Consider the following 13,546-nt stretch of genomic DNA (forward strand, 5'->3'; position numbering starts at 1 on the left):
CCCTCGCCCTCTAGTCCCTCGCCACCGGCCGCAGCAGCAGTGTGTGCGGGTGCAGGGTGATACCCACCCGGGTGGTGTCGTTCGAGGCGGGCGCCTGCTCGAAGCGGTACCTGGCGGACAGGGCCGCCGTGATCAGCGTCAGCATCGCCATGGAGAAGTGGTCGCTCGGACACTTGCGGTTGCCGACGCCGAACGGGCTCATGGCGTATTTCGGCACGTCCTTGACGCGTTCCGGAAGCCAGCGGTCGGGGTCGAAGTCAAGGTTGCGTGCATACGACTTCGGGTCGCGCTGGATGGCGTAGGGGCTGTAGACGATGTCGGACCCGGCCGGAATGCGATAGCCACCGAGTGACGTATCGGTCACCGCCCGTCGGGTCAGAATCCAGATCGCGGGGCGCAAACGGATCGCCTCCACGACGACATTGTTGGTGTGCCGGAGCCCACGGACGTCCTCGAATGCCACGGGTCGCCCACCGGTGACTGATTCGACCTCCGTGCGTACCTTGTCGGCGTGTTCCGGGTGTTCCGCGAGCACATGGAGCAGCCACAAGATCGTGGAGGCCACGGTTTCGGTGCCGGCGGTGAATATCGCGACGACCTGATCGTGGATCTCCTGCTCCCCGATGGGGTCGCCATTCTCGTCCTTCGCCTCCAGCAATGCCGTCAGCAAATCGTCCGGCCTTTGACCGGATGCGCGGCGTTCGGCGACGACCTCGTCGACCAGGAGATGAAAATCGGCCAGAGCGCCGTTGAATGCGCGGTTGGCCGGGAGCGGCAGGTTGTAAAGCGGCCCGAGCGGGATCACCATCCGCCGGTACATGCCGCGGAACAGGGTGTCCAGCGCCGCGCACAGCCGGTCGGCCCGCTCGTCCATGTACGCGCCGCGCAGCAGACAGCGGGCGACGATCCGCACCGCGATCCGGAAGGACTCGGCGGTGCAGTCGATGGTCTCGCCGGGCTGCCAGCGCTCGGCGAGCGCATGCGCCTCCTCCTCCATGATCGGCCCGTACCCGGGTATGGCGTCGAGCCGGAAGGCGGGCTGGATGGTGCGTCGCTGACGGCGGTGCCGTGGGCCGTTCGCCGTGGCCACGCCCTCTTTGCCGAGCAGGCTTTCCAGGGACTCCCACAGCGGCCCGGCGATCTCGAAGTCGGTACTCAGCGCCAGCGCGCCGGTGAGGTCCGGCGTGGTGACGGCGTACACCGTCTTCGGCCCGAGCCTGAGCCGTACGACGTCGCCGTGCTCGCGCAGCGCGGCCATGAAGGCCAGCGGATCACGGACCATCTTCCAGCCATGACCGAGAAGCGGAACCGCTCCGCCCGCGAGGGGCGGCTCACGCAGTTCCACGGCCGTACGGGGCCGGTCCTGCGGCGTTACGGACTCGACGCTCATTTCTCACCTGCCGCTTCGTTGTCGACGTACGGGGGCGTCGACCGGTCCTCCCAGCTGTCGACCCGGTAGCGGCCGGACTCGTGGTGGAACCAGTAGACCGAGCTGAACCAGTTGCGCATATTGGTGACGCAGGACCGGACGGCAGCGCTGAGTTCCTTTCCCCACAGCGTGCCGTCGGACAGGGAGTCGGCGAATTCCAGGGCCTCCCGCTCGGCCAGCAGGAAATCGGATATGCAGCCCTCGACCCGCTGCCGTACTTCCGTCACCGCTTCTTCCAGGGACATCCCTTTGTGGGTGATGAGACTGATCCCGAGATTGTGGACGTCATCACCCGCAATTTCCTTCGGGAATGAGCACAGATCGTTGTACCAGGCGGCGAATTCCTGACTGAGCAACGCCGCCCGCCGATACACCGGATGTTTTCTCACACGGTCCGGCAGCTCCAGCCCCGCGCTCGGCTCCAGCAGATCGGTCCATATCCAGTGCGCGAAGGTGAGCCGGCGCAGTGCGAGGTATTCCTCGACGGAGGGGATGATTCCCTCGGTACGGTTGCGGAATTCCCGGTCGTACGCCTCGATCACCGTGTGGAAGTGGCGGGCGAACCGGGCGTTCCAGGTGCGGGGAAGGAACGAGTACAGCCGCACCAGACCGTCCGCGAACCCCGCGACCAGCGGGTCCCCGTGGTGCAGATGCTCCCTGGGGGAGTCGAGGGCGGCGTGCAGGCGGAACCTCAGTCGCCGCCAGGCGGCGGGGCGGTAGTGGACGATGTCGCGGTCGTGCCGGTCGTCCCAGACGAAGAACCACGCGCTGAAGTCCGCAATCGCCTGGAGCACCTCCTCGGGGGCGCCAATGTAGTACCCCGCCATGAGGTCGGTGTAGCAAAGTCCGTCGGCATATTCTTCGACCTTGTCGGCCGGCATCAGCCGCTTTTCCAGGAGCCACGTGCGAGTCTTGTCCTGGAGCCGGGGCCAATACGGATGCAGTTGCCTGGGAAACGCTGTTTCGATCACCGGGAGAGAGAGCGATGGTGGGACCGGGACCGCCGTCGGTGTCGATGTGGTGCTGTGTGAGAAAGCATGCACGAACAAACCCCTCTCAGCCGCCAGTTGTGCGCCGTCGCGTATCCCCGCGCTTCCATTCAGCACCATAACTGACCGTTCTGGGAACGGATTTGCTTCGTTCACTACCCCACTGTGCCGAGAATCTCCCCCTATGTGACTGATTCTGGATCACTATCTGCATGTATGGGATCGAACGTGCGACAGACATGCGAACGGCGCCCGGCCAGGACGAGGATCCTGAACAGACGCCGTGCGCAAGGGACTCGTGGGACCTGCCGACGGTCCTCAGTCGTTCGCGACCACCGGGTAGCGGGGCTCGTTCTCGGCCATCTGCCGAAGCGCGTCCTTGCGCTCCCGCTTCGAGAGCCGGTCGATGTAGAGGTAGCCGTAGAGGTGGTCCGTCTCGTGCTGCAAACACCGAGCGAAGTACCCGGTGCCGCGCACCTTGATCGGGTTGCCCTTCTCGTCCTGCCCGGTCACCTCGGCGTAGTCGGGCCGGGCGAGCGGCGCGTACGCGGTGGGCACGGACAGGCAGCCCTCGTTGCTGTCGTCCAGGCGGCGCTGGTCGGCGGGCAGCTCGACGAGCTTGGGGTTGCAGACGACACCGACGTGCCGTGCGCCCTGGTCGTCCTGGCAGTCGTAGACGAAGACCTTCAGGTCGACGCCGATCTGGTTGGCGGCCAGGCCCACGCCCTCGGCGGTGCGCTGCGAGGCGAACATGTCCGCCACCAGCTGGTCCAGCTCGGCGCCGAACTCGGTGACGTCCTTGCACTCCTTGTGGAGCACCGGGTTCCCCACGACGGTGATCGGCCGCGAGGTGCCGCGCTCATGCCAGGCGTTCTCGCGCTCCTCCGTGTCCTCGGTGTCGACGACGAACCCCTCGTCGTCCACGGGGAGCACGCCCGCGTGCTGCTGCTCGGTGTCCTGCTGGGCCATGACCGACGTATGCCTTCCTGCACAAGAAAAGGGGGTGTGATGCTGATACAGGGTACGGGGAGCGCCCCTGAAGGGGCGCGGGGAACTGCGCGATCAACCACACACGGCCCGCAGCCTGCGAACCGCCTGATCCCTACGGCGACTAGCAGACCTCTTCCAAGTCCCGCCAATCCCGAGAATCCGGACTGTCCGCGACCCACCCGTCCAGCAACCCCCGCACCAGCGCAGCCGGCGCAGCCACCCCGCACTCCCGCTCAGGCACCCACAACTGCCCATCCGTGCGATGCCCCAGCGGCCCAGGATGCCCCGGCTCACTGTGGTCGTGCGGATCCAGATGCTCCCCGTCGCCCTCATCCGACGGCATCCGTGACTCGGAACACATCCGGCACAGCAGCCGCACGGACGACGACCAGTCCTCTGCCGCGAACCCGGCGTCGGCGGCGAGCTGCTCCAGCGCGTCCCGGTCGGCCTCGGTGGCGGCCTCCAGCAGCACCACCCAGGTCGGCACCGGCGACGGCGCCCACAGCTCGATCTCGTCGAAGACGGGGTAGGCATGCCCGGCGGACGTGGTCCGCTCCCCGTGCGGCACCCCGTCGTGCAGTACGACCTCGCCCCAGCGCCGCCCCGAGGACGGCAGCGGAATGGACAGCACCTCGATCCGGGCGGGGTCCAGCCGCCGCCCCCACACCACCTCGGCCTCCCCCTCGGGGGACAGCCGTACGGCCGCGCTGCCCAGGTCCATCCCGACCGGTTCACCGGACGCGGCCGCCCCGCCAGGCACCCGCAGTCCGTACGCCTGCCAGGCCCGCCGGGCCAGCGGCCAGTCCTGCAGGGCGGTGGCCGCGATGCCGACGTTCCACCAGTCGGGCGCCCCGGTCTCGCGGTCCAGCAGCGCCACGGCACGCAGTCCGGCCGCCCGGGCCTGCTCCCAGTCGTGCCGGAACTTGTGCAGCAGCGCGAGGTTGAACCAGGACTCCGACAGCCAGGGCTCCAGATCGGCGGCACGTGTAAGCAGCGCGCCCGCGTCCTCGTACCGGCCGTCGCCGATGAGCGTGAACGCCCGGTCGGTGGCCTGCCGCCAGGAGGCGGAGGGCCGGTGCCGTCCCTTGCCGAAGATCCTCACGATTCCCGCCTGCCAGTTCCGTGGAGTGGGCTGGCTAGTGCTCGCCCCCGGACACACTCTCATTCGCATCCAACCACGTACGGCTGGAAGGGCGCTCATTACCCATGGGTTACCCACCCATAGGCATACCCAGACTGTCTCTGGCCAGCACGCGCGCAAGTGAGCCCACCACCTCCGGCGCATACTCCCCGGCGGTACCCAGCCGCAGCTCCTCCAGCGCTCTCAGCGGCCCTCCGGGACCGGCGTCGCGCGCCTTCTCCTCGTAGGCGTTCACGGCCCGCACGATCCGCGCGGCGACCGGCTGCTCCGGGCACGGGTCGGCCAGCCGCTCGACGACCGTCGCCACCTGCGGATTCACCCCGGTCTGCCGTACGACGGCCCCGCCGAGCAGCGCGATCCGCCGCTGCTCCTCGACGGGCAGCACGGCGGTGGCCCCGGCCGGCACCGGGTCGACCAGGCTGAGCTGCCCGATGTCGTGCATGAGGGCCGCGTACTCCAGCACGGTGAGCTCGGCCTCGGACAGGCCCAGGTCCCGCCCGACCTCCCGGCTGAGCGCGGCCACCCGCCGGGCGTGTCCGGCCGGCGTGTACCCGGCGATCTCGGTGGCCCGGGCCAGGGAGGCGATGGTCTGCCGGTAGGTGGCCCGTACCCCGGCGTACCGGCGGAAGGACATCTGGGTGAGCAGCAGCGGGAGCGAGAAGACGGGCAGCGCCCACAGCCCGACCACGGCGACCGCCAGCGCCATCACCGCGCCCGTCGCGCAGACCGCCGACCCGATGCCGAGGGTCGCCCGCAGCTCGTCCCGCAGCAGCGGCCCGAACGGCCACCGGGTGCGCGAGTGCGCCAGCGCGGCGGCGAGCAGGGCGTCGCACAGGGCGGTCAGGGTGAGGATCGCGAGCAGGAGGAGGGCGTAGGCGGTGCCCCAGCCGTGGAACGTGCCCTGGTTGTACAGGGGTTGGAAGCAGACGGCGGCGAACCCGACGGTGAGCACCCGCCGGGCGACATGGTCGAGCACGGGGCGCCCGCGTGCGATGTGCGGCACGCTGCCGAGGAGCGAGGCGGCGAGGACGACGGCGACGACCTGCTGGACGCCGTGGTGCGTGGGGTGCCCGCCGTCCTCCCCGAGCAGGGCGTACGACAGTGCCGCGGCGGCGCCGAGCGGGGCGGCCTCCCTGCCCTCCGTGCCGGTCCACCGGGTGAGCTCGCCGACGACGACCAGGACGCCGAAGGCGAGGGCCGTACCGCGTTCGTCGAGGCCGTGCCGCAGGGTGCCGAGGAGAGAGACGGCGGCCAGCAGGGCGGCGGCGGTGTGCACGAGGGCGAGGAGGCGGGGCGGTCCCCCCGTCGCTCCGGGGGCGCAGGGGGCGTTCAACGGTGCGCTCCCCCGGTGACCCCGGCGACCGGCGGGCGGGGAAGCGGCGTACAGGTCTCGTCGGCGGTCACCGCGGGACGCCATCCGTGCCGGCCCACGGCTCGGGCGAGGGCCTTGACCATCCGCGGGTCGAACTGCGCGCCCGCGCATCGCTCCAGCTCGCGCAGGGCCACGGACACGGGCCGGGCCCGTGAGTAGGACCGGGTCGACGTCATCGCGTCGAACGCGTCCGCGACCGCCACCACCCGGGCCGGCTCCGGGATCTGGTTCCCCCTCAGCCCGTAGGGGTAGCCGCTCCCGTCCAGCCGCTCATGGTGGTGGAGTACGGCCGCCCGGGCCTCGCCGAGGAAGGAGATCCCGCGGACCATCTCATGGCCGTACTCGGGATGCAGCTCGATCACCCGGCGCTCCTCGGGGGTGAGCGGCCCGTCCTTGCGCAGCAGCCGGGTGGGCACGCCCAGTTTCCCCACGTCGTGCAGGATCCCGGCGAACCGCACCACCTCGACGCGCTCGTCGGCCATGCCCAGCTCACGCGCGATCATCATCGAGGCCTGTCCGACCCGCTCGCTGTGGCCGCGGGTGTAGCCGTCCTTGATGTCGACGGCCTGGACGAGCGCCCGGATGGTCGCCTGGTGCGCCGCGCGTTCCCGGTGGTACTGGGCGAACACCCACCACGACACATACATCGGCAGCAGCACGAGCAGCGCGGCGACCGGGCCGTACGGGCTGCGCCACAGCACGGCCATCATCAGTCCGGCCAGTCCGTGTACGGCGATGGGGGCGAGGGAGCGCAGGAACAGCCCCCGCCAGGCGCGCCGTCCGGGCACCCGCTCGGCGAGCGCCAGGATGCCGCCGTCCAGCACGGTGAGGACCAGGCAGAACGCGAGCACCGCGGCTGCGGCGGGCGCGAGTTCGTACGGGAAGTCGGAGGCGTCCACGGCGTCGTGCTCGCCGAGCGTCCAGTGCACCCGGGCCGCCATCCACACGGCGACCGCGAGCTGGGCCGCCCGCCACACCCGCCGCAGCAGGCGCGGCCGTCCGCCGACCGGGGCGATCAGCGCCCCCGGCACCGCGACCAGCGCGGCGGCGGCCGGCGGCAGCAGGAAGGCCCCGGCGAGGAGCACGGGATAGAAGGTGCCCGAGAGCCTGCCCCGGGCGGCGATCCGCTCACCCCCGGCGTACAGCGCGGCGAGCAGCGCGACCGCCCACCAGGCGACGGGAGTCGACGCCATCGTGTGCAGGCAGTACAGGGCAGCGAGCACGACACAGCCGACGTAGACATGTGCCGGTGCGGGTGTCGCCTCCATACGCCCCTCCCGGCCACGCGCTTCAAGCACGGAAGCCTAGAGCGGCCGGGGGGAGGTCCGCGGTCTTATGACCGGGGGATTAGCACGTTCGAGTGACGACTGTTCGTTCAGGATTCCTGCGGCGTCACGGTCACGTCGTGCTCGGGCACGGCCTGGCCGGAACGGATCAGGTCGAGCCGCCCCAGCACCTTGGCGCGCAGGTCGGTCGGCACGTCGTCATGTCCGCAGCACCGCTTGACCAGCTTCTTCACGGCCTGCTCAAGCCCGTACTTCTCCAGGCACGGCGAGCACTCCTCGAAGTGCTGCTCGAACTTGGTGCAGTCGGCGTCGGGCATCTCACGGTCGAGGAACTCGTAGAGATGATCGAGTACCTCACTGCAATCCGTCTCGTGCGGCTCTCCGCAGCTCATGAGCCCGAGCCTTTCGCTTCGTTCGACTCTCCGGCACCGGCCGGGACCATGCCGCGCTCACGGGCGTAGTCCTCAAGCATGCCGCGCAGTTGACGGCGTCCCCGGTGCAGCCGGGACATCACCGTACCGATGGGTGTCCCCATGATGTCCGCGATCTCCTTGTACGCAAAGCCCTCTACGTCGGCGAGGTAGACGGCGATGCGGAACTCCTCGGGGATCGCCTGGAGCGCTTCCTTCACGTCCGAGTCGGGCAGGTGGTCGAGCGCCTGCGACTCGGCGGAGCGCAGACCGGTCGACATGTGCGACTCGGCACGCGCGAGCTGCCAGTCCTCGATCTCCTCCGCCGCCGAACGCTGCGGCTCACGCTGCTTCTTGCGGTAGGAGTTGATGAAGGTGTTGGTGAGGATCCGGTACAGCCACGCCTTCAGGTTGGTGCCTTCGCGGAACTGGTGGAAGGACGCGTACGCCTTGGCGTAGGTCTCCTGCACCAGGTCCTCGGCGTCGGCCGGGTTGCGCGTCATGCGCAGCGCGGCCGAGTACATCTGGTCGAGGAATTCGAGCGCGTCCCGCTCGAAGCGCGCGCTGCGCTCCGAGGTCGACTCCGTGGACGCGTCCACGCTCGTGCCCAGGCCCTCGGGCTGCTCCGCCTGGCCGTTGTCGGTCCCTGCGTCGGTACCGGGAACCGGACCCACCTCCTCAAGATTGCGGGCAGGGCCGAATCCGGTCCCGCCTGAATCGGAGGATAGACGACCTGCCGTACCGGCCGCCCCTCGAATAGGAGCGGTCCTGGCCGCGTGCAGCACCGTCCACTCCAGGTCAGAACGGTTGCTACGGGCCGGGCAGAAGGTCGAACCCATGCGGCGGACTTCCTCTCCTACGACGTCGGCGCTGGTGGTTCAGCACCGCTGTCCGCCACAACCAAGGCCGGGCCTCCGACATTCCCGAACCTTTACCCGAGTGACTCGACCCACTTGACCACCGCGTCCGTGACGATCGCCACGGCCTCGTCCTGGTCGAGGGGCGCCCGCTTGGGCACGGCCAAACCATGATCGCCGTACGGCACCTCGACCAGCTCGTGATCTCCCTCGGGAAACTCCTCGGGCTTCCCGAACGGATCGTTCCCGCCCTGGACGACGAGGGTGGGCACCCCGGCCCCGAGCAGCTCGTCGGCGCGGGACTTCTCGGGCTTGCCGGGCGGGTGCAGGGGGAAGCTGAGGGCGAGCACGGCACGGGCGCCCAGCTCGACGGCCGTACGGCAGGCGACGCGGGCTCCGGCGCTGCGCCCGCCGGAGATCACGGGCAGCCCGTGTGCGGCGAGCGCGGGCCACAGGCCCCGCCAGCCGACGTCCAGCGTCTTGGGCGCGGGCGCCACCTTCTTGCCGGCCACCCGCCAGGGCTGCTCGACGAGTGCGACGGTCACTCCCTGGGCCGGGAGGGCTTCCGCGAGCGCCACGAGGTCCCGCGCGCCGATGCCGCCGCCGGCGCCATGGCTCACCGCCAGGACCAGCCGGGGCTCTGGCGCCCGGTGCCAGGTGATGCGGGCGTCCCCCGCATCCGTACCGATGATCTCGGTCATCACGTCAGACTCGGTCGTCACGTCAGAAGAGTCTGCCCTCTTCGGGCCGGTGCCGCCTGCTGCGTTCGGCGTAGGGTGATCGGCTGTGTGACGAGGCCGTCACGTCCCCGGGCGGGAGGGGCGGCCTTTCCTCGCGTCCGGGGGCAGCGTCGACGAGGGGGAAGCAGTGACCGGGAGCGCCGTGCTGGAGCACAAGCTCGGGCAGAGTCTCTATGCGATCGCCGTCCAGGACGCCGGGTGGACACCGGCGGCCGTGTGCCGGCGGCTCGGCTGGAGCAGCGACGAGTACGCGGTGGCCATCCAGGTCCTGTCCGGGCTCGGCCTGCTGGTGCGGACCACCGCCACGCCCAGCGGGTGGGCCTGTGTGTCGTCCGAGTCCGCGCTCGACCACCTCCTCGCCGCCGACGCCCGCCGCGTCGCCGAGCTCGTCGAGCAGACCGCCCGCACCCGCGAGGCGATGGTGCGGATGCTCACCGACTTCCACCCCATCCACGCCATGCGTCTGTCCGGCACCCAGGCCCAGCTCGTGGAGGGCACGACCAACATCGCGGCCGCCCTGGAGGACGCCGCCCAGCAGGCCCACGACGAGGTGATCTCGCTGCACCCGGGCCGCGGGGTGCCCGAGTACATGGTGGAGGAGGGGCTGGCGCGCGACCGGCGGGCGCTGCGGCGCGGTGTCGTGATGCGTACCGTGCATCTCGCCTCGACGGCCGCGCTGCCCCATATGGCGGCGTATCTCCGGGAGTTGCGCAAGGCGGGCGGGCAGGTGCGTACCGCCGTGACGCTGCCGCACCGGCTCATCGTCGTCGACCGGCATCTGGCGATCGTGCCCGCCACCGGCACGGACGGGCAGCAGGCGGCCGTCGTCGTCTACGACCCCTCGCTGGTCGAGGTGTTCCGCAGCCAGTTCGAGCATGTGTGGGCGCACGCCGCCGCCTTCGACACCGGGGCGCGCACCGCCGGGCAGGAGGCCCCGGAGGGCCGGCCCGACCGGCGGCAGCGGGCGGTCCTGCGGCTACTTGCGGAGGGTCTGACCGACGAGGCGGTCGCGCGGCGCCTCGGTGTCTCCGACCGCACCGTCCGCCGGCTGGTCAACGACCTGACCTCCGTGCTCGGCGCCACCAGCCGGTTCCAGGTCGCCGTCCTCGCCGAGCGGGCCGGCTGGCTGGCGTCCGCCGATCTTGAGCAGGACGTGCGCGAGGACCCCGGCGAGCAGTCCCCAGAAGGGTGAGCCGATGCCGGCGACCGTCACTCCGGAGGCGGTCGCGAGGAAGGTGATGACGGAGGCCTCGCGGTGGCGTTCGTCGGCGACCGTGCGGGCCAGGCTGCCGGAGAGCGCGCCGAGCAGCGCCACTCCGGCCAGGGTCGCCACGAGCGCGTGGGGCAGTCCGGTGAACAGGGCGACGAGGGTGGAGCCGAAGCAGCCCACGACCAGATAGCCGACGCCGCAGCTCACACCGGCGATCCACCGCCTGGCCGGGTCGCGGTGCGCCTCGGGGCCGGTGCAGATCGCGGCGGTGATGGCCGCCGGGTTGATCGCGTGCGAGCCGAAGGGTGCGAGCAGCGTCGACACCACACCGGTGGTACCGCAGATCACGCGCTCGTCGGGCCGGTAGCCGTCCGCGCGCAGCACCGCCATCCCCGGCGCGTACTGCCCGGCGAGCGTGGCGACCAGCAGCGGTACGCCGATGCCGATGAGCGCCCCCACCGAGAAGTGCGGTGCCGTCAGGTGCGGCACGGCCAGGCCGGGGCCCTCGATGTCCAGGCCGAGACCGCCGTCGGCCGCGGCGACGGCGAGCCCCACGGCCAGCGCGCACATCACGGCGTAGGTCGGCCACAGTCGCTTGGCGAGCAGGTAGCCGATCACCATCGCGCCCGCGAGCAGCGGGGCGGAGCGCAGCGAGGTGAAGATCGCCGTGCCGAACGAGAAGAGGATCCCGGCGAGCATCGCCGAGACGATTCCGTCCGGGATCCGGGCGAGGACCCGGGCGAACACCCCCGTGGCGGTCAGCACCGTGGCCGCGACACCCGCGACGAGGAAGGCGCCGACGGCCTCGGCGTAGTCGTGCTGGGCGAGGGCCGTGACCAGGATGGCCGCCCCCGGCGTCGAGAACGCCGTGATCACCGGGGTGCGACTCCACCAGCTGAGCCCCACACAGGTCAGGCCCGCGCCGATGGATATCGCCCACACCCACGACGAACTCTGCGCCGGGCTCAGACCGGCCGCGTCGGCCGCGGCCAGGACGAGGGCGAGCGGTCCCGCGTAGGAGACCGCCATCGCCACCACGCCGGCGTTGACCGCGGACAAGGACACGGACCGCATCGATCGCACCGATCATCCCCATATGAAGGAGAAAAAGGAAACTTCAGACATGGCGGACACCTCCCCCGAAGACGTTGCCGCGCCACCCCACATGCTGCCGCACCGCACGCACACGACGGGACGCCGGGGCGCGTCCGCATCAGGCCGCGTCCCCTACCGGACAGGTACCAGGCGTGACCGGTGCGGGTCATGGACGTTTCCGGACGGTCAACTCCCCTGGTCGCAGCCCCTGTTGGAGCCGAATGATCTTCGGCATGACCACTACTGCGGAACCCCGTGCGGACCTCGCCGCGCTCACCCTCGAACCGGCCGACACCAAGCGACTGGAAGGGCTGGTCCAGGTCGCGGCACGGCTGACGGGGCCCTTGGAAGAGAGCCTGCAGACCGAGGCGTTCGCCGCGCTCGCCCAGCGGCTGCCGGCCCGGCTGCGCGAGGGCATCGAGTCCTTCCGGGACACACCGCCGGACCACGGCCTGCTCGTGGTGCGCGGACTGCCCGTCGGCGACATCCCGACGACGCCGTCGGCGTACGGCTCCAACGTCCTCGGTGAGACGCACCCCTCCAGCCTGCTGGTCGCCCTGGTGGCCCACCCGCTGGGCGGGCTCATCGGCTACGAGGACGAGAAGTCCGGGGCCCTCGTGCACGACGTGTACCCGGTCCCCACCGACGCGGCGAAGCCCCTGAACTCCGGCTCCACGCTCTTCGACTTCCACACCGAGAACGTCCACCATCCGGTACGGCCCTCGCACCTGGGCCTGCTGTGCCTGCGCCCCGACCACGACCGGCGGGCCGCCACCATGGTCGCCTCGGTCCGCGAGGCCGAGCCGCTGCTCACGGCCGCCGACCGGGAGCTGCTGCGCACCGACCGCTACCGCAGCCGCTTCCCGCTCTCCTTCACCCGGGGGCTCGCCGAGGAGGAGCGGCCGGTGACCGAGCCGCACCCGGTGCTCATGGACGGCCCGGCCGACGCCCCCGGCACCCGGGTGCGGTTCAACATGCACAACACCTTCGGCACGGACGACGAGGCGCAGGCGGCCCTGGAGCGCCTCAACCGCGCCATGCACACGGTGCACCGCGCGGTGCGGGCCGACCGCGGTGAACTGCTCCTGGTCGACAACCGGATCGTGGTGCACGGCCGCAGCGACTTCACCCCGCTCTACGACGGCCAGGACCGCTGGCTGCGCCGGTTCTACCCCTACCCCGGCGAGTTGCGCGCCGACGTCCTGGTGCGGGCCGGGGGCCGCGTGCTCAGCAAGGACAGCTACGCCCGTGCATGACCTGACCCTCACCGCGGCGGTGCTGCTCTGCGTCGCCGCCGCGCTCGCGGGCTGGGTGGACGCGGTGGTCGGCGGCGGCGGGCTCCTCCAGGTGCCCGCCCTGCTGATCGCCTTCCCGCAGCTGGCCCCGGCGTACGCCCTCGGTACCAACAAGGCCGTCGGCGTCGTCGGCACCTCGGCCGCCGCGGTGACGTATGCCCGCAGAGCCCGCGTCGACGTGCGGCTCGCGGCCCGGCTCGGCTCGGTCGCGGCGCTGGCCGCGGTGGGCGGGGCGTTCTTCGCGGCCGGGGTGAACAGCACGGTGCTGCGCCCCGTGATCATGGTGCTGCTGGTCGGTGTCGCCGCCTTCGTCGTCCTGAAGCCGCAGTTCGGACAGCGTCCCGGCGGCGCCGTGACCCGGCATCGGATCCTGACGGCCGTCGTGGTCGTCGGCGCGGGCATCGGCTTCTACGACGGCCTGCTCGGCCCCGGCACCGGGACCTTCCTGGTGATCGGCCTGGTCGCGGTCCTGTCCATGGACATGGTCACGGCGTCGGCGACCGCGAAGGTCGTCAACGTCGGGACGAACCTGGGCGCGCTCGCGATGTTCGCGTACCAGGGAACGGTGCTGTGGGCGCTCGCGCCCTTCCTGGCGCTGTTCAACCTCGCGGGCGCCTCGGTGGGCGCCCGTATGGCACTCAAGCGCGGCAGCGGATTCGTACGGGCGGTGCTGCTCGTCGTCGTGACCGTGCTGGTCGGCAAGCTCGCACTCGACCAATGGGGGACATGAGA

12 protein-coding genes and 1 pseudogene are annotated in these 13,546 nt (G+C 71.0%); 3 read left to right on the forward strand and 10 right to left on the reverse strand.

The genetic code is table 11. The features are described 5' to 3' along the window. Positions 1-10 precede the first annotated feature (10 nt). The 9 genes from ACFWYS_RS12940 to ACFWYS_RS12980 all read right to left on the reverse strand — a co-directional run bounded on the left by ACFWYS_RS12940 (position 11) and on the right by ACFWYS_RS12980 (position 9,175). Positions 11-1,390, reverse strand: a complete 1,380-nt coding sequence (locus tag ACFWYS_RS12940; RefSeq protein ID WP_384766605.1) for a cytochrome P450 — start codon at positions 1,388-1,390, stop codon at positions 11-13. Further along, positions 1,387-2,472 (reverse strand): epi-isozizaene synthase, encoded by a 1,086-nt coding sequence (gene cyc1 / locus ACFWYS_RS12945; protein ID WP_384766833.1) that lies wholly within the window; start codon positions 2,470-2,472, stop codon positions 1,387-1,389. Before cyc1 ends, ACFWYS_RS12940 begins: the two co-directional genes overlap by 4 nt. Positions 2,473-2,736: 264 nt before the next feature. Then, the gene (gene def, locus ACFWYS_RS12950; RefSeq protein WP_272115071.1) at positions 2,737-3,387 is read right to left on the reverse strand and encodes a peptide deformylase; all 651 of its coding nucleotides are present in this window, start codon (positions 3,385-3,387) and stop codon (positions 2,737-2,739) included. Positions 3,388-3,529: 142 nt separating this feature from the next. Next, positions 3,530-4,510 carry a hypothetical protein gene (locus tag ACFWYS_RS12955; RefSeq protein ID WP_272115070.1) on the reverse strand — a complete coding sequence of 327 codons (981 nt, stop codon included), beginning with the start codon at positions 4,508-4,510 and terminating at the stop codon, positions 3,530-3,532. Positions 4,511-4,619: 109 nt separating this feature from the next. Continuing rightward, positions 4,620-5,966 (reverse strand): HD-GYP domain-containing protein, encoded by a 1,347-nt coding sequence (locus ACFWYS_RS12960; RefSeq protein WP_384766610.1) that lies wholly within the window; start codon positions 5,964-5,966, stop codon positions 4,620-4,622. Further along, a complete protein-coding gene (locus tag ACFWYS_RS12965) occupies positions 5,879-7,189 on the reverse strand; it encodes an HD-GYP domain-containing protein (RefSeq protein ID WP_384766613.1) in 1,311 nt (436 codons plus the stop codon). Before ACFWYS_RS12965 ends, ACFWYS_RS12960 begins: the two co-directional genes overlap by 88 nt. Before the next feature lie 107 nt (positions 7,190-7,296). Next, positions 7,297-7,599 (reverse strand): mycothiol system anti-sigma-R factor, encoded by a 303-nt coding sequence (gene rsrA, locus ACFWYS_RS12970; RefSeq protein ID WP_384766616.1) that lies wholly within the window; start codon positions 7,597-7,599, stop codon positions 7,297-7,299. Next, positions 7,596-8,291: a sigma-70 family RNA polymerase sigma factor gene (locus ACFWYS_RS12975; protein ID WP_384766618.1), complete on the reverse strand. Its 696-nt coding sequence runs from the start codon at positions 8,289-8,291 to the stop codon at positions 7,596-7,598. The genes rsrA and ACFWYS_RS12975 overlap by 4 nt, the downstream gene beginning before the upstream one ends. A gap of 257 nt (positions 8,292-8,548) precedes the next feature. Next, positions 8,549-9,175, reverse strand: a complete 627-nt coding sequence (locus ACFWYS_RS12980) for an alpha/beta family hydrolase (RefSeq protein ID WP_384766835.1) — start codon at positions 9,173-9,175, stop codon at positions 8,549-8,551. Between the two features lie 724 nt (positions 9,176-9,899). On the opposite strand from ACFWYS_RS12980, the pseudogene ACFWYS_RS12985 reads away from it, so the two are divergent. Further along, positions 9,900-10,265, forward strand: a pseudogene (locus ACFWYS_RS12985) (helix-turn-helix domain-containing protein); the annotation flags it as partial. Here ACFWYS_RS12985 and ACFWYS_RS12990 read toward each other — a convergent pair. Further along, a complete protein-coding gene (locus tag ACFWYS_RS12990) occupies positions 10,191-11,489 on the reverse strand; it encodes a benzoate/H(+) symporter BenE family transporter (RefSeq protein ID WP_384766621.1) in 1,299 nt (432 codons plus the stop codon). The pseudogene ACFWYS_RS12985 and the gene ACFWYS_RS12990 overlap by 75 nt on opposite strands. 263 nt (positions 11,490-11,752) lie before the next feature. Here ACFWYS_RS12990 and ACFWYS_RS12995 point away from each other — a divergent pair, with 263 nt between their 5' ends. Next, the gene (locus ACFWYS_RS12995) at positions 11,753-12,775 is read left to right on the forward strand and encodes a TauD/TfdA family dioxygenase (protein ID WP_384766624.1); all 1,023 of its coding nucleotides are present in this window, start codon (positions 11,753-11,755) and stop codon (positions 12,773-12,775) included. Beyond that, positions 12,768-13,544 (forward strand): sulfite exporter TauE/SafE family protein, encoded by a 777-nt coding sequence (locus tag ACFWYS_RS13000; protein ID WP_384766626.1) that lies wholly within the window; start codon positions 12,768-12,770, stop codon positions 13,542-13,544. The genes ACFWYS_RS12995 and ACFWYS_RS13000 overlap by 8 nt, the downstream gene beginning before the upstream one ends. Positions 13,545-13,546 lie beyond the last annotated feature (2 nt).

The sequence above is a fragment of the Streptomyces sp. NPDC059010 genome, from assembly GCF_042740355.1.
Taxonomy (GTDB): domain Bacteria; phylum Actinomycetota; class Actinomycetes; order Streptomycetales; family Streptomycetaceae; genus Streptomyces.

Excerpts from the sequence above, each read along its gene's own strand:
- ACFWYS_RS12940 (WP_384766605.1), bottom strand. The coding sequence starts at position 1,390 with ATGAGCGTCGAGTCCGTAACGCCGCAGGACCGGCCCCGTACGGCCGTG.
- def (WP_272115071.1), bottom strand. The coding sequence starts at position 3,387 with ATGGCCCAGCAGGACACCGAGCAGCAGCACGCGGGCGTGCTCCCCGTG.
- ACFWYS_RS12960 (WP_384766610.1), bottom strand. The coding sequence starts at position 5,966 with ATGGCGTCCCGCGGTGACCGCCGACGAGACCTGTACGCCGCTTCCCCG.
- ACFWYS_RS12965 (WP_384766613.1), bottom strand. The coding sequence starts at position 7,189 with ATGGAGGCGACACCCGCACCGGCACATGTCTACGTCGGCTGTGTCGTG.
- rsrA (WP_384766616.1), bottom strand. The coding sequence starts at position 7,599 with ATGAGCTGCGGAGAGCCGCACGAGACGGATTGCAGTGAGGTACTCGAT.
- ACFWYS_RS12980 (WP_384766835.1), bottom strand. The coding sequence starts at position 9,175 with ATGACCGAGATCATCGGTACGGATGCGGGGGACGCCCGCATCACCTGG.
- ACFWYS_RS12995 (WP_384766624.1), top strand. The coding sequence starts at position 11,753 with ATGACCACTACTGCGGAACCCCGTGCGGACCTCGCCGCGCTCACCCTC.